Source organism: Clostridium sp. AF34-10BH, from assembly GCF_003478095.1.
In the GTDB taxonomy this organism is placed as follows: Bacteria; Bacillota; Clostridia; order Lachnospirales; family Lachnospiraceae; genus Acetatifactor; species Acetatifactor acetigignens.
On record NZ_QUEC01000033.1, the window covers coordinates 21,401 to 41,355 of the forward strand.

Sequence of the window (19,955 nt, forward strand, 5' to 3'; positions counted from 1 at the left end):
TGAAGGAAATACTTCCAATGAAGGAAATACTTCCAATGAAGGAAATACTTCCAATGAAGGAAATACTTCCAATGAAGAATCATCTGGCGATGCTACAGAAATATCATGGATTTTTTATGATGACCTAAATGTATCAGAAGATCTTGTAACAAAAGGCTATAAGGATGTGATTGAACGGTTTAATGAAGATTATGCGGGAAAGTATCATGTAAATGTTATTAGTACTCCGAGGGAAGAGTATGATACAAAACTTAACGCATTAATTGCATCGGGAAATATCCCTGAATTATTTACCTGTCATCCCGGACCGCTTATGGAACAATATGTAGACGCAGGCGTTGCCGCTGATCTCACTGAGATACTTCAGAAAGATAATCCGGACTGGTATAAATCATTTAAAGACGGTATTTTTGATAAATTGACGTATGATGAAAAAATTATGGCAATACCGACTAATTTTTCGGCAGCACTTGTCTTTTATAATACACAGATATTTGAAGAGGTTGGTGTAACACCTCCGGAAACATATGACGAGTGGCTTGAAGTATGTGAAAAGATACAGGATGCCGGATATACGCCTATAGCTTGTTCTGCAAAAGACCCATGGTGTATCTCTTTGCTTGCAGGTTACCTTTGCGACAGAGAGGATGGACCGGATAATCTGCAGGGCGTTTCTGAAGGCACATTAGACTGGACAAGTGAATCATATATTAATGCCGGAAATAAACTTATAGAACTCTCTCAATATTTTCAGCCGACAGCAGCCGGAGATTCCAACGATCAGGCAAATGCGGAATTTACTTCAGGAAAGGCAGCTATGTTAGTTCAGGGATCTTGGGTGATCGGTGAAATTAATGGGCGTGTGCCTGAGATTGAAGAGGTATGCGGGGCTTTCCGGTTCCCGGCTATTGAGGGAGGAGCCGATCCTGATAGAATGATGGTTAAAACAGATAATATCATGCTAAGTTCTAAAGCTGAAGGTGACAAAAAAGAGGCGGCAATTGAATTATTGAAATATTTCACAGATGAAACGGCACAGAAATATGTGGCGGAAGAAGCTGGGAAAATACCGACTACAAATGTAGAAGTTGATACTGCTGTGGCACCAAAACAGTATAATTATGTAGAAGAGGTTTTGGATAATACAACAGCTACATTCGGATTTTATAATGAATCTCTGGCCACAACGGAAGCAGGAGATATATTTGATGATGCTATTGTAGAAATTTATTTACAAAATGCAACTCCTCAGGAGGCTTTTCAGGAACTCCAGGATTATTATGAAAAAAATGTGTGGTAACGGGAAAATAAGATGGACAGAAGAGAAGCAGATGCACAGGCAAAAGAAATTGTCAAAAAATGACAATTGAAGAGAAAATATCACAATTAAAATTCTTAACTTCCGATGAGGGTTAGCACTCAATCGAATAAAAGACTTTGAAAAGCCTGGAAAATCAACGTTTTTATTGATTTTCCAGGCTATCTTTAGCATAATTATTGAGTAGGTATCGGCACCCGTAACGACGGCAAACCTTACAGCAACTCCGAAGACAACAACGGCTTCGAATAGTAGCGGGAAAACAGGTAGCATACATTCAAAATATGTGTTTTGTCATAAAAATGGGGAGTGGATAAAAACCGATGCCTATGAAACTTGTCTTAGACGCTTAATGTCTGGGTTGGGGTATAATGTGACAAACAATCATTCTTTTCGTATGAGCTTAAACAGCAATGTTTTTATAGGCAAATATGGGTTACCTGCTACAGAGAGAGCAAGATTGCTGGGGCATTCAGTAGAGACAAATTTAAGATATTATAGTTTTGCCGGAAAGGACAGCTTGGATGATATCTGTGCAATACTGAATGAAGAGATTGAGGTCTCACCTAGGTCTCACCAAAATATCGTTACTTATACAAATGAAAAAAGCTCAAGAACCGCATATTCTCGAGCTTTCTAGAACAAAATCCTAATGCGGAAGATGGGACTTGAACCCACACGGTATTGCTACCACAAGATCCTTAGTCTTGCTCGTCTGCCAATTCCGACACTTCCGCATAGCGACACAAAATAATTACTATCTCGCATCACGCAAGAATGATAATAACATCTTCCCACGGCAATGTCAACATGATTTTGAAATTTGTAGGAATTATTTATACACTTAGAACAGTTTGGGAGAAATGTAAAGATAGAAAATTATGACGATGGCGTCTTAGATTTATTTCTGATATAATACATAACAGAAAATACACTACAGATGATTATTGGAAAAATATAAACAGAAGAGGGAACAACAGTTATGGAATCAAGAGTGGAACAAGCAGCAGAGAGAAAAATGTGTGGTTACAACTGTGCGCAGGCAGTGGCGTGCACGTACTGTGATCTGGCGGGAATTGATGAAGAGACGGCTAGGAATCTTACTCAGGGATTTGCGGTAGGAATCGGCGGCAGCATGGAAGCTACCTGCGGAGCTGTCATCGGAGCGGTCAATGTACTGGGACTGATCAATAAAAATCCGCAGAAGACCATGCAAGGGTCCAGAAGGATAATTCAGAGCTTCAAGGAGCAGAACGGAACCGTGATCTGTAAGGAATTAAAAGGCATCAACGATGGCATTGTAAAGAGAGAATGCATCGACTGCGTCAGAGATGCAGCGGCTTTACTGGAAGCAGAATTACCGGAAAGCTATGGAAAGTCGAAACCGGTAGTACCATAGAGGTGTGACAGCATGAGTACAAAAGAAACTTCAGCGGATAAAACAAAATACCGCCTAGCGGAAGCGGCGAAAAAGTGTATGGCTTCGTCCGGCACCGATGCCATGACAGTGACGCAGATCGTGCAGACCTGCGGCGTGACGAGGCAGACCTTTTACCGGAATTTTCAGGACAAATATGATCTGATCAACTGGTATTTCGACAAGCTCTTACTGGAATCTTTTGCACAGATGGGAGACGGACTTACCGTATACGAAGGACTGACCAGAAAGTTTGAATTCATTCAGAAGGAGAGAGTTTTTTTCGCCGGAGCATTCCGCTCGGATGATCATAATTCTCTGAGGGAACATGATTACGAACTGATCCTGGATTTCTACACGCAGCTGATCGGGCGTAAGACCGGTAGACAGCCCGAAGAGAATATTTTATTCCCGCTGCGGCTCTATTGCAGAGGTTCTATTGATATGACCGTGGAATGGATCTTCGCTCCGAAGGAGAGAACGCCGGAGCAGATGGCGGCGCTTTTGGTCAGTGCACTTCCTATGCCGGTGACAGAATTGTTTCAACAGTTGGGCGTATTGCGTTAGTGAAAAAATCACCAAAGCTATTTGTGAAAAATTACTAAAAAAAATGTACACATTGTGAACTTTCTGTAAAAAGTGACAGTCAAGCCAAACTGTCACTTTTTTTATGTCCAGATTGTAGTTAAAATAAAATTATCATTAAGATTTGTTCTCAATTCGAAAGGAGATTATGTATCATGGCAAACAGAATTATGCTCAACCAGACCTCTTATCATGGTGCCGGAGCAATCGAAGAAATCGTAAATGAAGCAAAGGCTCATGCTTTTCAGAAGGCATTCGTATGTTCCGATCCCGACCTGATCAAGTTCGGTGTGACTGGAAAAGTAACCGGACTGCTTGACAAGGAAGGTCTTGCTTATGAAGTTTATTCTGATATTAAGGCTAATCCTACTATTGACAATGTGAAAAACGGTGTGGCTGCTTTCAAGGCATCCGGTGCAGATTATATCATCGCCATCGGTGGTGGTTCTTCCATGGATACCTCCAAAGCTATCGGTATCATCATTGCCAACCCTGAATTCGAAGATGTACGCAGCCTGGAAGGCGTAGCACCTACCAAGAAGCCCTGCGTACCCATCATCGCAGTGCCCACCACAGCAGGTACCGCAGCAGAGGTTACCATCAACTACGTTATCACTGATGTAGAGCGCAAGCGTAAGTTCGTATGCGTAGATCCTCATGATATGCCTATTATCGCTGTGGTAGATCCCGAGATGATGTCTTCTATGCCCAAGGGACTGACCGCTTCTACCGGTATGGATGCTCTGACCCACGCTATCGAAGGTTATACCACCAAGGCGGCATGGGAGATGACCGATATGTTCCACCTGAAGGCAATCGAGATCATTTCCAAGTCCCTGCGCGGCGCTGTAGCCAATACCAAGGAAGGCCGTGAAGGCATGGCTCTGGGCCAGTACATTGCAGGTATGGGCTTCTCCAACGTAGGTCTTGGTATTGCCCATTCCATGGCACATACTCTGGGTGCTGTCTATGATACCCCTCATGGTGTAGCCTGCGCAATGATGCTCCCCATCGTTATGGAGTACAATGCTGACTGCACCGGTGAAAAGTATCGTGAGATCGCCCGTGCTATGGGAGTGGAAGGTGTAGACCAGATGGATCAGGCAACCTATCGTAAGGCTGCTGTAGATGCCGTTCGCAAGCTGTCCGAGGATGTAGGAATTCCTTCCAAGCTGGAAGCACTGAAGGAAGAGGATCTTCCTTTCCTGGCAGAATCCGCTCATGCAGATGCCTGCGCACCCGGCAACCCTAAGGATGCAAGCATCGAGGATCTGACCGAGCTGTTTAGAAAGTTGATGTAATCATTAAATTTGCTACTGTTTTTCCGAAAAATAATATGGTATGCTAAGAAACGAGCAGGCTTGCGAGAGCAGACCTGCTCGTTTTTAAAAGAAAAATGGATGAAATCAACAGGACAAAGGAAACAATAATGGGCAATACAAAACATACCAAAGAGCAGATCCGTGAAAGGATCCAACAGAAAAAGATCCTCTTTGACGGAGCCTTCGGGACCTATTACGGAGGAAAATATGACACGAAACAGCTGCCGGAGCTGGCGAATCTGGAAGCCCCGGAACGGGTGAGGGAGATTCATACGGAGTACCTCGAGGCAGGAGCACAGATTCTGCGTACCAACACCTTCGCAGCCAACAGCTTCTGCATGGATAGGTCCAAAGAACAGATCGAGGAGACTCTGCGAAGCGGCGTACGCCTGGCGAGGGAAGCGGTGGCTGCGTGGAGAGAACGCACCGGTGAGACAAAAGAAGTCTATATTGCCGGAGATATCGGACAGATTCCCGGGGATGCGCTGGCACAGAAGGATACTTTATGCCGCGAATACAAAGAGATCTGCCGTATTTTTCTGGAAGAGGGAGCGGACTTTTTTGTCTTTGAAACTTTTTCCGAGATGGAAGAGCTCCTGCCTGCGATCAAAATGATCGGGGAACAGGCATTTATTACGGTACAATTCTCTGTAAACCAGTTCGGCTACAGCAATGCAGGATTAAGTGCAAGAAAGCTTTTACAGAGAGCGGGTGAGGCAAAGGAGATCGATGCCGTGGGCTTTAACTGCGGTGTGGGTCCGTCCCATATGCACCGGATCCTGCAGATACTGGAAAAACCGGAAGGAAAACTTCTCACAGCCCTTCCCAATGCGGGGTATCCTCAGATGGTCACCGGCCGTATGATCTTCACCGGGGATAACAAAGACTATTTTGTGGACAGAATGCAGCAGATGACTGCCCTTGGAGTGGATATGGCAGGCGGCTGCTGCGGTACGACACCGGAATATATCGCGGAGCTTGCCGGAAAGCTGGATCTGACCCAGTACCCACAGGCAAAAAAAGACACAGAACCGGAGAAAAAGCAGGCACCGAAGGAAGACCGTTCTTTTTATCATACCAAAGAGGCGGAGGGCAGGAACCGAAAGCTGATCGCCGTGGAACTGGCACCTCCCATGGGAATCGATGACGAAAAACTGATGGATGCGGCACATCTGCTACAGAAGAGCGGAGTGGATGTGCTGACTTTCCCGGATTCTCCTTCGGGACGTACCAGAGCAGATTCCATTCTCATGGCGGAGAAGGTGGCAAGAGAGACCGGTATGTGTGTCATGCCCCATATCTGTTGCCGGGATAAAAATGCCATTGCCATGCGTTCCCAGCTGCTGGGAGCCTATATCAATGGCATTCAGAATTTCCTTGTGATCACGGGAGACCCCATTCCTTCCATGGTGCGGACCACGGTGAAGAGTGTGTTCAACTTTGATTCTGTGGGACTGATGCAGATTCTGGCGGATATGAACGAGGAGCAGTTCACGCAGGCTCCGGCCAGCTACGGCGGAGCCATCAATCAGGGCAGGCGTAATCTTGAGGTGGAGATCGGCAGAGTGAAGAAGAAAATGGCGGCGGGAGCCACCTTTTTTCTGACACAGCCCATTTCCACACAGGAGAGTGCCGACAGAGTGCGCCGGATCAAGGAGGAGACCGGAGCAAGGATTCTCTGCGGGATCATGCCTTTCGTGAGTCTTAAAAATGCCACCTTTATGAAGAACGAGATGGCAGGCATCGACGTGACGGACGAAGTACTGGCAAGATACCGAGCGGACATGACCAGAGAAGAGGGAGAGCAGGCCGGTGTGCAGCTGGCAAAGGAAGTGATCGTCATGACGGAGGATTTTGCGGACGGCTATTATTTCTCCTTTCCCTTCAACCGGGTGACCATGCTGGAAAAAATACTCAATTAATGTTTTTTTTTCAAAAAACAGTTAACAAACCTTGGAAAAATCCGAAATAAGTAGTATACTGTAACTGATATAAAAGGACTAATGGCTGAAAGGCCGATTCAAAACAGTTGACACGGAGGTGACTGTGATGAGTATTAATATTCAGGCAAAAACCAATTATTCATTTCTGTTTTCCGGTTTGAGCTCTACGGCATCCAATGCGGCAAGCAGCAACTGGCTGGCAGATTATGCAAGTATTAAGAACGGCAGCTATGCCAAGCTGATGAAGGCTTATTACGGCAAGGAGAACAACGCATCCAAAACCGCAGCTTCCGACATAACGAAGAAAGACACCACGACGGAGACCGCGAAGAAAGCACTGGCCAAGGTAGAAACCGCCACTGATGCTTTGAAGGAATCCGCAGATACATTACTGGCTACCGGTAAAAATGATCTGTTCGCACAAAAGGATATCACCACCAAGGATGAGAATGGTATAGAGACCACGACCAAGGGCTATGATACCAGTGCCATCTACAATGCGGTGAACAGCTTTGTGAAGAATTACAACAGCGTGATGGCTGCTGTGGATGATGTGAGCGATACCACAGTGAACAACCGCACGGAATCACTGGGGAATACCACCATTGCCAACAGTAAGCAGCTGGCGAAGATCGGTATCACTATGAAAAATGACGGCACCCTGTCTCTGGACAAGGATACCTTTATGAAAGCCGATATGAATACTGTGAAGAACCTGTTCCAGGGGAACGGTTCCTATGGTTATCGTGTATCCGCACAGAGTTCCATGATCAATTTTGCAGCAGACCATGCTTCCACCAGAAGCAGTCTGTACACCGGAACAGCAGGATATATCGGCACTTACAATGCAGGCAATCTGTTCAGTTCCTACATGTAAATGTAAAATAATTGGTAACTATTCAGAGCCATGCAAAACTGTGTTCTGCGAATGCTTGCATTCAGGCAGATAAGCAGTTTTACATGGCGAAGTAACCTCATGAGCAAAAAGGAAGCCTCGTAGAGGCGATTTTGCGAATGGGGTCTGAATAGTTACAAGGCCGAAGAACGCAGAAATCGTAATTATTTTGCATACAGTTTAAATAATTCGAAAAATAGTGTTGACATTTGGAGCCGGTTGTTGTAATATACATTTGTTCGCAGAAATGGCGGAATTGGCAGACGCGCACGGTTCAGGTCCGTGTGGTAGTGATACCATGAGGGTTCAAGTCCCTCTTTCTGCATCACTTTTTCAAGTGACTTAAAGTAATTTGAAAAAAGTGTTGACATTTTTAATTAAATACTGTAAGATATATCTTGTTCGCAGAAATGGCGGAATTGGCAGACGCGCACGGTTCAGGTCCGTGTGGTAGTGATACCATGAGGGTTCAAGTCCCTCTTTCTGCATCACATGGCGGTGACCGAAAGGTTGCCGCCTTTGTCGTTTCTGAAAAATATAATACAAAACCGGGAAAGGGGCGAAAACCGTGGCAATTAATAGAAGAGACAAAACGAAGACAGACAGGGCATCGAAAGTACACAAGGACTGGTACAAACTGGATCTGTCGGCCATCGTATACCCGACCTTACAGAGAAGAGATTTTTCTTCCGTTTATCGTTTGTCCGTTCTTTTAAAGGAGGAGATCAATCCCGAGATGCTGCAGCGGGCCGTGAATCTGACAATGCCTCGTTTTCCGACGTATAAGGCGGCTATCCGCAAGGGTGTCTTCTGGAGATACCTGGAGCCCAATGACCGCCCCGGCCCATTTGTGCAGGAGGACGTGAAAAATCCCTGTCAGCCCATGTATTTCAAGGCCAATAACCGGTATCTGGTAAGAATCTATTATTACCGGAACCGGATCGCCCTGGAGGCCCATCACAGTCTGGGAGACGGTACCGGAGGCATGTGCGTATTGCAGACTCTGACGGCCACTTATCTGCGCCTGAAGGGGCATACGGAGATTGAGAACGGCGGTTTTGTGCTGGATATTTTAGAGACACCGGATCCGGTAGAACTGGAAGATGCCTACATGAAATATGCCAATGCCAAGGTGTGCCCGCCCAGACCGGGGGAGAAGGCTTACCGTGTCCGGGGAACCAAGGAGCCCTTTTATACCCTGAACATCATAGACGGTATTATGTCGGTGGCAGAGGTCATGAAGGTGGCAAAAAGCTATAATGCCACCATTACGGAATATTTCAATGCGGTTCTGCTCTATGCACTGATGCAGAAGCAGGAGAGTGAGTGGCATTTAAAATTACGTCCGGTAAAGATTGCCATGCCGGTGAATCTGCGGCGCTTTTTCCCATCGAAGACTCTGCGGAATTTTATCACCATGATCTATCCGGGGATTGACCCAAGACTGGGAGAATACACTTTTGAAGAGATCGTGACCCAGGTGCACAATTACATGCGGTATTATCTGAATGAAAAGCTGTTGCGGGGCGATATCACCACCAACGCAGAGACCCAGAGGAACCCGTTTATCCGTGTGGTACCGCTGTTTATCAAGGATCTGGTGGTCCGCCAGTTCTATACGAAGATCCAGGACAAAAACTCTTCGGCGGGGCTGACCAACATGGGAGCTTTGAAAGTGCCGGAGACCATGAAGCCCTATATCGAACGTTTTGATATCTATATGGGACAACCGTTCTCTACGAGAACCAACTGTGCCATTGCCAGCTTTGAAGATATTCTGACCATCAATTTTGCCAGCAGTATTGCGGAAACGGATGTGGAACGACTGTTTTTCCGCAAGCTGGTACAGGACGGTATTCATGTGAAGATCGAGAGTAACCGGTAGATCCTCCGGTTAGAAAGGAAATGCTTATGTCATATTGTGTGAACTGTGGTGTGGAACTGGATGCTTCGGCAAAGAAGTGCCCTCTGTGCGACACACCGGTGTATAATCCCAAGGCACCGGAACCGGAGAAGCAGCCATCCCCTTTTCCAAAGGAAAAGGGACAGGTGGAAGTGGTAAAAAGAAAAGATCTGGGAGTACTGTTGACGGTTATTGTACTGGCTACGGCGGTGACCTGTGGGCTGTTAAACGCTTTTGTGTTCCGCAGCAGTCTGTGGTCTCTGGCGGTGATCGGCGTAGTCCTGGTATTGTGGGTTATTATGATCCCTGTGGTTATTTATACGAGACAGCCCATTTATCTGTCGATCCTGCTGGATGGAGTGGCAGTGATCGTGTATCTATATCTGCTGACTTATCTGACGGGACATAACAGCTGGTTCTATGGACTGGGACTGCCGATCGTATTGCTGGTGACGGCAGTGGTGGAAGCGGTGACGTTCTGTATCCGCAAGCTCCCCATGTCCTTCCTGACAGGAGCCCTGTACCTGATCTCGGGAATCGCTGTTTTGTGCGTGGGACTGGAACTTCTGATCGACCGGTTCCTGAGACAGGAGATCGCACTGGGATGGTCGGCTATCGTGCTGACGATCTGCGTGATCGTCGATATCACCATCGCCACCCTTTTATCCCGGAGGAGACTGCGCAATGCAGTGCGCAGAAGATTGCACTTTTGATCACTATTCAGAGCCATGAAATATTGGCGAAGCAGCCTCAGATGAGCAAACAACAAGTGAACTTGTTGTTCAGGAAAGCATCGGAGATGCGATTTTGCGAATGAGGCGCTGAATAGTTACGAGAAAACTAGGTGAACAGGAGGAACTTATGGCACTGGTAGGAAAAAACAGTGAGAAGAACAACCAGAATCTGATGCAGCTCATCCGCAGGGCCCATGGTCTTGTGGAGAATCCGGATCTGGAGAAGCACAGACAATCCCAGGATCACATTGGCGAGCTGCTCGGCAACAGTAAAGAGATCCAGTACCGTCCCGTGGACATCGATGGCATGGATGCGGAGTGGGTCAGCGTGAACCGGGCTCATATGAAAAAGTATGTGATCCTGCATTGCCACGGAGGCGGATATTCCACCGGCAGCAGTATCTATGCCAGAACCCTGACATCAAAGCTGGCGGCGGGTACTTCCATGGATGTGCTGTGCTTTGATTACAGACTGGCACCGGAGCATCCGTATCCGGCAGCTGCGGAGGATGCCATGAAAGCCTGGAACTATCTGATGCTTTTGGGCTACGGAGCAAGAGATGTGATCATTACCGGAGATTCGGCCGGAGGTAATCTGGCGCTTTCACTGGTGTTGAAATTGAAAGAGCAGGAGCGCTTGTTTCCCAGAGGAATCGTGCTGATGTCTCCCTGGACGGATCTTACCGGCGAGGGCAAGACTTTCCAGACCAAGGCTGAACTGGATCCGGTACTGGATAAAGAGTACATCGACCGTATGACCAGGGCCTATGCCCCGGACAGAGATCTGACGGATCCTTATATTTCTCCGCTGTTTGGAAACTTTCATGGTTTCCCACCCGTCTATATTCAGGTGGGAGAGAATGAAATCCTGTTGGACGATTCTCTGCGGCTATATAAAAATCTGATCAAAGCCGGGGTCGCTGCCCATATCGACCGATTCCCCGGAATGTGGCATGTTTTTCAGATGTCACCCTTCAAAAAGGCCAGTGAGGCCATGGATAAGAATGCGGAATTCATCTATTCTGTGTGCAGATAATTTAAATCAGAAAAAATGACTATTTTTTCAAAAGAAAGAAAAGGATTTTTAAGACAGGCACAGAATATTAGAAGTAGGGGCAGGAGGAACTATGACGATCAGAGAAAACTTGGAACAGTGGGAAAAGGATTATTTAAGTCCGTACGCATCCTTGAGTGTGAACTCCAAAGGACGTCTGCGACCGGAAGAACAATGTGATATCCGGCCGGTGTTTCAGAGAGACAGAGACCGTATTATCCATTGCAAGGCCTTTCGAAGGCTAAAGGATAAGACCCAGGTATTTCTGACACCTGAGGGTGACCATTACCGTACCAGACTGACACATACGCTGGAGGTATCCCAGACGGCCAGAACCATAGCCAAGGCATTAAAGCTGAACGAGGATCTGGTGGAAGCCATTGCGCTGGGACACGATCTGGGACACACGCCTTTCGGACATGCCGGAGAGCGTGCGCTGAACAGAGTATGCCCTTTTGGCTTCGAACATGCCGAACAGAGCGTCCGCACCGTGGACATTCTGGAGAAGGATGGCAAGGGGCTGAATCTGACCTACGAGGTGCGAGACGGTATAAGAAACCACCAGACCATTGGAAAGCCCCACACCCTGGAGGGCAAGATCGTCAGACTTTCCGATAAAATTGCCTATATTCATCACGATATGGATGACGCCATCCGCGGAGGAATCCTCACGGAAGCGGATGTGCCGAAGGACATCTGTGAGGTGATCGGCAGCAGTCCCACCGAGAGACTGGATCATTTCATTCATGACATCGTGACCAACAGCATGGACAAGGGAGACATCCTGATGTCGGAGCCGGTGGCGGAAGCCATGACGAAGATACGACAGTTCATGTTTGAGAGAGTTTACAAGAACCCGGTAGCGAAGAGCGAAGAGGGGAAAGCAGAGATGCTGATGGAGACATTGTACCAGCATTTCCTGAAGCATCTGGATGATCTGCCGGAAGAATATCTCAATCTTCTTTCCGTGGGAGAACCGAGAGAGAAGGTCGTCTGCGACTATGTGGGAGCGATGACGGATCGGTTTGCCATAGCGGTATACGAGGATATTTACATACCGAAATCCTGGCAGAGATAGGTACAAGATAAAATAGGAGTTAAAAAAACGTGTATTATCCCGAAGAACTGGTAGAAGAAGTCAGAGCCAGAAATGACATCGTGGATGTGATATCGGGCTATGTCTCATTGAAAAAAAAGGGAAGCAACTATTGGGGCTGCTGTCCTTTTCATAACGAAAAAACACCTTCCTTTTCGGTGTCTTCGAACAAACAGATGTATTATTGCTTCGGATGCCATGCCAGCGGAAATGTATATACGTTTCTTATGAAATATGAAAACGATACCTTCCCGGAGGCCATTAAGATCCTGGCGGACCGCGCCGGGGTAAAGCTTCCCGAAGTGGAGGAGACACCGGAACAGAAGAAAAAAGCCGGCAAACGTATGCGGCTGCTGGAAGTCAATAAGGAAGCGGCAAAATATTTTTATTATATGCTGCGGGATCCCCGTGGCGAAGTGGGAATGCGGTATCTGACGGGGCGGAAGCTGACCGATGAGACCATGCATCATTTCGGACTGGGTTATGCCGGGAAAAACGGCGAGCAGGTGGTACAGTACCTGCGGAAAAAGGGCTTTACGGACGAAGAGATCAAAGACTCCGGACTGGCAATGTTTTCTGAACAGCGGGGACTGCGAAGCCAGTTCTGGAATCGTGTCATGTTCCCCATACAGGATATCAACCACCGGGTCATCGGCTTCGGCGGCAGAGTCATGGGAGACGGGGAACCGAAATACCTGAATTCACCGGAGACCATGATCTTCGATAAGAGAAGGAATCTTTATGGACTGAATTTCGCAAGGACTGCCCGGACGGGCAATATTATCCTGTGCGAGGGCTACATGGATGTCATAGCCATGCATCAGGCGGGATTTACCCAGGCGGTGGCATCCCTGGGAACGGCATTTACGGTGGAACAGGCTAACCTTTTACACCGTTATGCGGAAAACATCCTGCTGGCCTACGACAGTGACGGTGCCGGAACCAAGGCGGCACTCCGGGGCATCGGTATTCTCAGGGAGGCCGGGCTTACCGGTAAAGTCATCAATATGCGTCCTTATAAGGACCCGGATGAATTTATCAAGAATCTGGGGAAAGAGGCTTTTCAGGAGAGAATCGATCAGGCGGAGAACAGTTTCTACTTCGAGATCCGTATCCTGAGTGAACAATACGATCAGAGTGATCCGGAACAGCGGACGAAGTTCCACCGGGAGATCGCACAGAAACTGTGCGAATTTTCGGAAGATCTGGAGCGGGAGAATTATTTGCAGGCCATTGCCGAAAAATATATGATCCGTCCCGATGATCTGCGCAAAATGGTCATAGGATATGCTTCCCAGACGGGAATCGCCAGACCGATTCCCCGTCCCCGCAGCGGAGTGCAGAACAAGAGCGATCCTTCGGAGAGCGGACGGAAGTCCCAGAGACTGCTGATCACCTGGATCGGAGATGATCCTTCTCTGTATACGATTGTACGCAAGTACATTTCTCTGGAGGATTTCACGGAGGAATTGTATCGCAAGGTGGCGGAGAAGATGTTTGCAGAGCTGGACAACGGACAGTTTCAGCCGGCGGGGATCATCAGCATGTTTGAGGATGAAGAGGAGCAGAGGCAGGCAGCGGAGCTGTTCCATACAACGCTCCCCGAATTGTCCACGAAGCAGGAGAGAGAAAGAGCTTTCCATGACATTCTGGTGTCAGTCAAACGCAACAGCTACCAGTACTATATGGCGCAGCTGGGTACAGATGTCAACGCGGTCAAAAAAGCGGTGGAAGGCAAAAAAGCACTGGAAGAATTACAAAGAGCCCGCATTTCTCTGGAATAATAGGGTTTGCGGCTCGGGACAGTTATAAAAAATACGAAATATGGCTATAAATAATGGCAATGAAAGGATGGAACCACGAAAATGGATGAAAACACACAGGCAAAATTTGCGGAGAAGATAAAAGAGCTCCTGAATATGGCGAAAAAGAAAAAGAATGTGCTGGAGTATCAGGAAATCAGTGACTTCTTTGCGGACATGCCTCTGGAAGAGGAACAGATGGAGAAGGTTCTGGAGTATCTGGACCAGAACAACGTAGATGTGCTGCGTATTACCGATGACGATGATGTGGATGACGAAGAGATCATTCTGACCGATGAGGACGAAGTGGATGTGGAGAACATCGACCTGTCCGTACCGGAAGGCGTCAGCATTGAGGATCCTGTCCGTATGTACTTAAAGGAGATCGGCAAGGTGCCTCTGTTAAGTGCTGAGGAAGAGATCGAACTGGCCCAGAGAATGGAAGAGGGCGACCAGGAAGCGAAAAAGCGTCTGGCAGAGGCCAACTTACGTCTGGTAGTCAGTATTGCCAAGAGATATGTAGGCCGTGGAATGCTGTTCTTAGACCTGATCCAGGAAGGTAACCTGGGTCTGATCAAAGCTGTAGAGAAATTCGATTATCGTAAAGGATATAAGTTCTCCACCTATGCGACCTGGTGGATCCGTCAGGCCATCACCAGAGCGATCGCCGATCAGGCGAGAACCATCCGTATCCCGGTGCATATGGTAGAGACCATCAACAAACTGATCCGCGTGAGCAGACAGCTGCTGCAGGAGCTGGGAAGAGAACCGACCCCCGAAGAGATCGCGGAAGAGATGAACATGCCGGTAGACAGAGTGCGTGAGATCTTAAAGATCAGCCAGGAGCCCGTATCCCTGGAGACTCCTATCGGTGAAGAGGAAGACAGCCATTTAGGCGACTTCATTCAGGATGATAATGTACCGGTTCCTTCCGATGCTGCAGCATTTACCCTGCTGAAGGAACAGCTGGTGGAAGTGCTGGGTACTCTGACAGAGAGAGAACAGAAAGTACTGAGACTCCGTTTCGGTCTGGATGACGGACGGGCCCGTACTCTGGAGGAAGTAGGTAAGGAATTCAACGTTACCCGTGAACGTATCCGTCAGATCGAAGCAAAGGCATTGCGCAAACTGCGTCATCCCAGCCGCAGCCGCAAGCTGAAGGATTATCTGGATTAATGGCGGAAGTTATATTATCCAATCGAATGCAGGCTTTAACAGACATGGTCACTCCCGGCACTGTGATAACAGATGTGGGGTGTGACCATGGTTTTGTATCGGTCTATCTCGTGCAGAGGGGGCTCTCCCCACGGGTGATCGCCATGGATGTGCGGTCAGGACCCCTGGAGCGTGCCAGAGAGCATATCCGGGAATATGGTCTGCAGGACAGGATAGAGACCAGACTTTCCGACGGTCTGCACGGCCTGAAGACCGGAGAGGCGAACGGGATGATCTGTGCCGGCATGGGCGGACCTCTCATGGAGAAGATTCTTACCGAAGGAAGAGAACAGGCACAGGGATTTGCAGAGCTGATCCTGCAGCCACAGTCGGAGATCCCGCATTTTCGGACATTCCTGATGGATGAGGGATATCTTCTGCTGGATGAGAATATCATCTACGAAGAAGGAAAATATTATTTTATGATGAAGGTGCGCTGGCTGGGTGCGATGACGGACGATGCGGTACGGCAGAAAGTCGGGGACTCCTGGAAGACGGAAGGTCTGGATCCCGGACTGGCGGAAAAGTTCGGCCCGCTGCTTTTATCCCGCAGAGACCGGATACTTCGGGAGTATCTGGAATGGATGCTGACCGAGCGAAGGCAGATCGTGGGACGCATGGAGCAAAAGGCAGATGCGGACAATCCCAGAACCATATGCCGCAGACAGGAGATCGCAGACGAGATCACCCTGATTACCCGTGCACTGGATTGGTATGATAATGGCAAGGAAGCGGATTGTATTTAGGCAATAAGACCTGTAAAAGCAGATTACAGAAGGACAGGGTGAGAAAAATGATCACAGTGAAGATAAACGGGGAAGAGAGACAATATCCTCAGGGAGCCACTTACGAGGATGTGGCCAACGATTATCAGCAGGAGTATGAGAATCTGATCGCACTGGCAGCCAGAGACGGCAAGATCAGAGAATTGTTCAAGAAACTGACAAGGGATTGCGAGGTTACCTTTTTTACCTTGAAGGATGATGTGGGCAACAAGACTTATGTGCGTTCTGCCACAATGCTGTTTTTGAAAGCGGTATTTGATGTCTACGGCAGAGAGGCGGCCCAGAGCTGTCGTGTGGAATTTGCCATCGGCAACGGTTCCTACATCTCTCCAAAGGGGAAGATTAATGTGACGGAAGAAAATGCTGCAAAGATCCGTAACCGGATGCGGGAGCTGGTGGAGGCAAAGACACCTTTTCTGAAGAGATCCTATTCCCTGGATAATGCCATGGAACTGTTTCGGAAAGAGGGGATGAAGGATAAGGAAAAACTGTTCCGTTACCGCAGAGGCTCTTTCGTAAATATTTATGAAATGGACGGTTATTACGATTATTATTACGGCTACATGCTGCCCAATGCCGGCTATGTAAAGTGGTTCGATGTCATAGCGTATGAAGATGGATTTATGCTGCTGCTGCCGGATAAAAAAGATCCTACACATGTTAAGCCGTTTCAAGAGAGAAAGCTGTTATTCCGGACGTTGAAAGAATCTGAGGAATGGGGAAAGGAGATCGGTATTGAGACCGTAGGTGATCTGAATGATCAGATCTGCCGTGGGTCGCTGAGTGAACTGATCCTGGTACAGGAAGCGCAGCAGGAGCGTAAGATCGGCGAGATTGCCAAGAGCATCGTAGACAGGGGCGGCGTGAAATTTGTCATGATCGCCGGACCCTCTTCTTCCGGCAAGACCAGTTTTTCCCACAGATTATCCATTCAGTTGAAGACCCTGGGGAAAACACCGCATCCCATTGCACTGGACGACTATTTCGTGAACAGAGAATTCACGCCAAGGGATGAGAACGGTGATTACAATTTCGAATGTCTGGAAGCGATTGATGTAAAGCAGTTCAATGATGACATGTGCAGATTGTTAGCCGGTGAACGTGTGGAGCTGCCTTCCTTTAACTTCAAGACCGGAAAGCGGGAATATAAGGGCAATTTCAAACAACTGGGACCGGATGATATTCTGGTGATCGAAGGTATCCACGGTCTGAATGAGAAGACATCTTATGCACTTCCCGAGGAGAGTAAATACAAGATCTATATCAGTGCATTGACCAATATCAATATTGATGAGCATAACCGGATCCCGACTACGGACGGAAGACTTCTCCGCCGTATGGTCAGAGATGCGAGGACCAGAGGTGCGGATGCGAGACGCACCATCGATATGTGGGCTTCTGTACGACGGGGTGAGGAACAGAATATTTTCCCGTTCCAGGAGGATGCGGATGCCATGTTTAATTCCGTCCTGATCTATGAACTGGCAGTGTTAAAGCAGTTCGCAGAGCCGTTATTGTTCCAGATCGATAAGGGAGAACCGGAATATTACGAAGCCAAGAGACTGCTTAAGTTCCTGGAGTATTTCCTGGGTGTGACCAGTGAAAGCCTTCCCAATAATTCTCTGTGCAGGGAATTTGTGGGTGGAAGCTGCTTCAACGTGTAAACTATTCAGAGTAGCGCAATTCTGCTGACAGGCGTCGAATGCTTGCATTCGTAAGACTGTGCGGCAGAATTGATGCGACGAAGTAACCACATGAGCAAAAAGTAAGCATCGTCAGATGCGATTTTGCGAATGTGGTGCTGAATAGTTTACTCTACAGTAAGAAAAGGAGAATACCTGTGGAGAGTCGTTTACCAAAGATAAAATCGATAGTAAAGCAGACAGCAAACTGGGTGATCCGGATCATGGGCAGCCTGATCCTTCTGTTCCTTGTATGGTATGCCATGCGTACCCTGCAGTATATGCTTCCGGTGGCAGGTCATGAAGTTCTGGTGGAGATTCCGGATTCCGTAATACGGAATCTGGCGGCAGCAGCGCTGATATTGCTATTGTATGCAGTTCTGACGGCAGTGGAAAAAAAGGCCGGTGACAAAATCGTCATCTGGTGCAAAAGAATTGCCGTAACGCTCGGCATGCTTTGGCAGGGAATCGCAGGATTGTGCTGGGTTCTGGCGGCAGACAGAGTGCCGAGTGCAGATCAGGCATCGGTTATTGGTGCGGCCATAGATTTTATACAGGGTGACTATGGGACGCTGGCTCCGGATCATTATTGCGGTCTGTATGCTCATCAGCTGGGACCGGCGGCCATGGAAGAGATGCTGTTCCGGATTCTTGGAGAGGCGGATTATCATGTGATCCAGATAGTGTTCGTACTTCTGAACGTGGCGGGTATCTATTGCATTTACGGCATTCTGAAGGAAGTTTCCGGAAGACTTGCGGTGGTGGCCATGGGGACACTGCTTGCGGGCAGCTGTATGGCATCTGTCTTTTATGCCAGCTGGGTCTACGGAGAGATTCCCTGGGTATTCTGTTCCCTGTTTTCCGCATGGATGCTGGTCCGATATATCAAATATGGAAAAACGGGATCACTGGTGGGCATTGTGACAGCTCTTACACTGGGAACTCTGCTGCGTAAGAACACACTGGTCCTGGTGGTGGCATATTGCATGGTCGGCGCGGTAAGGATATTCTCAAAATGGGACAGACGCCTGTTGATTTCACTGGTGCTGGCGTTGGCACTGCCACTCTTGTGCTATCAGGGAATCTATAAAATGTATGAGATGAGATCCGGAATGGAGCATTCCCGGGGATTGCCCACATCGGCTTACCTGTATCTGGGAATGGAAGAGATCGGTGGCCGGTACGGCTGGTATTACAGCGATTGCTGGGCACAATATTATGCAACGGACTGTAATACAGAGCAGAGCGATCAGATCTACCGGGAGATGATGCAGGAGCGCATGCAGGCCATGAAAGCACAGCCGGGGTATCTGAGAGGTTTTTATCAGGGAAAACTTCTGTCCCAGTGGAATGTCCCGACCTATCAGTCACTGTATTTCAACTTTAACCACGGGGATGTGTACCATGAGAAACTGGCGGCACTGGAAGACCGGCTGAGTGGAGATCTGTTTGACAGTGTGGTGAGGATGGCAGATCGTTTACAGTTTATTATCTATCTGGGGTGTCTGTTTTACTTTATCTTCTGTGTCCGAAAAGACAGTGAGATCACACAGCATCTGTTGGCAGTGGCTGTGATCGGGGGCTTTTTGTTCAGTATTTTCTGGGAAGCAAAGGCCAGGTATATGTATGCCTATTACATGATGATGTTCCCGCTGGCAGCACTGGGATATGGGGAAATCATACGTCTGGCAGAAAAATATTGCTTTTTCCGGAAGAAAAAGATATAATCGAACAGGTGTAAGTAAGATAGATGATCGCGGCTGCTTTATGCAGGTGAGGAAAGTCCGGGCTTCACAGGGCAGGATGCCAGATAACGTCTGGTGGAGGTGACTCCAAGGCTAGTGCAACAGAGATATACCGCCGGCTTTTGGCCGGTAAGGGTGGAAAGGCAGTGTAAGAGACTACCGTCCGGCTGGTAACAGACGGAGCCATGTAAACCCCATCCGAAGCAAGACCAAACAGAGAGCTATAGACCGGCCCGGTCTGCTTTCAGGTAGGTCGCTTGATGCGGCTGGTGACAGTCGTACTAGATAGATGATCGTCATATACAGAACTCGGCTTATTTTTTGCTTACACCTTTTGAGAAAAATGCGGACTGCGGATGCGGTCCGTTTTCTGTTATAAGCGACTGCAATGCAGAGCATGTTTCACGGAGAAAAGAGTGAAAAATAAAGTAGATTTTTGGGCGCACTTATATAAGGGTT

The 19,955-nt window shown here is 47.9% G+C and carries 15 protein-coding genes, 3 tRNA genes and 1 other RNA gene; 18 read left to right on the forward strand and 1 reads right to left on the reverse strand.

The genetic code is table 11. The features are described from left to right. Positions 1-1,300 (forward strand): extracellular solute-binding protein (locus tag DWZ61_RS16970; RefSeq protein WP_243026449.1); only part of this gene is annotated, 1,300 nt, incomplete at its 5' end. A 671-nt stretch (positions 1,301-1,971) separates the two neighbouring features. Here the strand turns inward: DWZ61_RS16970 and DWZ61_RS16975 are convergent. Further along, positions 1,972-2,055 (reverse strand) — tRNA-Leu (locus DWZ61_RS16975). A gap of 245 nt (positions 2,056-2,300) precedes the next feature. On the opposite strand from DWZ61_RS16975, the gene DWZ61_RS16980 reads away from it, so the two are divergent. The 17 genes from DWZ61_RS16980 to rnpB all read left to right on the forward strand — a co-directional run bounded on the left by DWZ61_RS16980 (position 2,301) and on the right by rnpB (position 19,828). Then, on the forward strand, positions 2,301-2,717 hold the full coding sequence (locus DWZ61_RS16980) for a C-GCAxxG-C-C family protein (RefSeq protein WP_117466860.1): 417 nt from the start codon (positions 2,301-2,303) through the stop codon (positions 2,715-2,717). A gap of 12 nt (positions 2,718-2,729) precedes the next feature. Beyond that, the gene (locus DWZ61_RS16985) at positions 2,730-3,302 is read left to right on the forward strand and encodes a TetR/AcrR family transcriptional regulator C-terminal domain-containing protein (RefSeq protein ID WP_022313506.1); all 573 of its coding nucleotides are present in this window, start codon (positions 2,730-2,732) and stop codon (positions 3,300-3,302) included. Positions 3,303-3,475: 173 nt separating this feature from the next. After that, entirely contained in the window at positions 3,476-4,621 is a 1,146-nt protein-coding gene (fucO, locus tag DWZ61_RS16990) for a lactaldehyde reductase (protein ID WP_117466862.1), read from the forward strand. Positions 4,622-4,749: 128 nt separating this feature from the next. After that, the gene (locus tag DWZ61_RS16995) at positions 4,750-6,564 is read left to right on the forward strand and encodes a bifunctional homocysteine S-methyltransferase/methylenetetrahydrofolate reductase (protein WP_118539834.1); all 1,815 of its coding nucleotides are present in this window, start codon (positions 4,750-4,752) and stop codon (positions 6,562-6,564) included. 127 nt (positions 6,565-6,691) lie between these two features. After that, positions 6,692-7,462, forward strand: a complete 771-nt coding sequence (gene fliD, locus DWZ61_RS17000) for a flagellar filament capping protein FliD (protein WP_118539836.1) — start codon at positions 6,692-6,694, stop codon at positions 7,460-7,462. A 259-nt stretch (positions 7,463-7,721) separates the two neighbouring features. Then, positions 7,722-7,805, forward strand: a tRNA-Leu gene (locus DWZ61_RS17005). A gap of 79 nt (positions 7,806-7,884) precedes the next feature. Beyond that, a tRNA-Leu gene (locus DWZ61_RS17010) sits at positions 7,885-7,968 on the forward strand. An 80-nt stretch (positions 7,969-8,048) separates the two neighbouring features. After that, positions 8,049-9,365 (forward strand): alcohol acetyltransferase, encoded by a 1,317-nt coding sequence (locus tag DWZ61_RS17015; RefSeq protein WP_243026450.1) that lies wholly within the window; start codon positions 8,049-8,051, stop codon positions 9,363-9,365. Positions 9,366-9,391: 26 nt separating this feature from the next. Beyond that, the gene (locus DWZ61_RS17020) at positions 9,392-10,096 is read left to right on the forward strand and encodes a DUF6320 domain-containing protein (RefSeq protein ID WP_118504765.1); all 705 of its coding nucleotides are present in this window, start codon (positions 9,392-9,394) and stop codon (positions 10,094-10,096) included. A gap of 148 nt (positions 10,097-10,244) precedes the next feature. Next, positions 10,245-11,153 carry an alpha/beta hydrolase gene (locus tag DWZ61_RS17025; protein WP_022313268.1) on the forward strand — a complete coding sequence of 303 codons (909 nt, stop codon included), beginning with the start codon at positions 10,245-10,247 and terminating at the stop codon, positions 11,151-11,153. A gap of 91 nt (positions 11,154-11,244) precedes the next feature. Further along, positions 11,245-12,249: a deoxyguanosinetriphosphate triphosphohydrolase gene (locus tag DWZ61_RS17030; RefSeq protein ID WP_022313269.1), complete on the forward strand. Its 1,005-nt coding sequence runs from the start codon at positions 11,245-11,247 to the stop codon at positions 12,247-12,249. A 29-nt stretch (positions 12,250-12,278) separates the two neighbouring features. Beyond that, positions 12,279-14,051 carry a DNA primase gene (gene dnaG / locus DWZ61_RS17035; protein ID WP_118504767.1) on the forward strand — a complete coding sequence of 591 codons (1,773 nt, stop codon included), beginning with the start codon at positions 12,279-12,281 and terminating at the stop codon, positions 14,049-14,051. An 81-nt stretch (positions 14,052-14,132) separates the two neighbouring features. After that, positions 14,133-15,245 (forward strand): RNA polymerase sigma factor RpoD, encoded by a 1,113-nt coding sequence (gene rpoD, locus DWZ61_RS17040; RefSeq protein WP_022313271.1) that lies wholly within the window; start codon positions 14,133-14,135, stop codon positions 15,243-15,245. Next, positions 15,245-16,030: a class I SAM-dependent methyltransferase gene (locus DWZ61_RS17045; protein ID WP_118539838.1), complete on the forward strand. Its 786-nt coding sequence runs from the start codon at positions 15,245-15,247 to the stop codon at positions 16,028-16,030. Before rpoD ends, DWZ61_RS17045 begins: the two co-directional genes overlap by 1 nt. A gap of 47 nt (positions 16,031-16,077) precedes the next feature. Beyond that, the gene (locus DWZ61_RS17050) at positions 16,078-17,733 is read left to right on the forward strand and encodes a nucleoside kinase (protein ID WP_118539842.1); all 1,656 of its coding nucleotides are present in this window, start codon (positions 16,078-16,080) and stop codon (positions 17,731-17,733) included. Between the two features lie 176 nt (positions 17,734-17,909). Continuing rightward, a complete protein-coding gene (locus DWZ61_RS17055) occupies positions 17,910-19,478 on the forward strand; it encodes a glycosyltransferase family 39 protein (RefSeq protein ID WP_118539839.1) in 1,569 nt (522 codons plus the stop codon). A gap of 11 nt (positions 19,479-19,489) precedes the next feature. Further along, positions 19,490-19,828, forward strand: an RNA gene (gene rnpB, locus DWZ61_RS17060) — RNase P RNA component class A. The last annotated feature ends 127 nt before the right edge of the window (positions 19,829-19,955 follow it).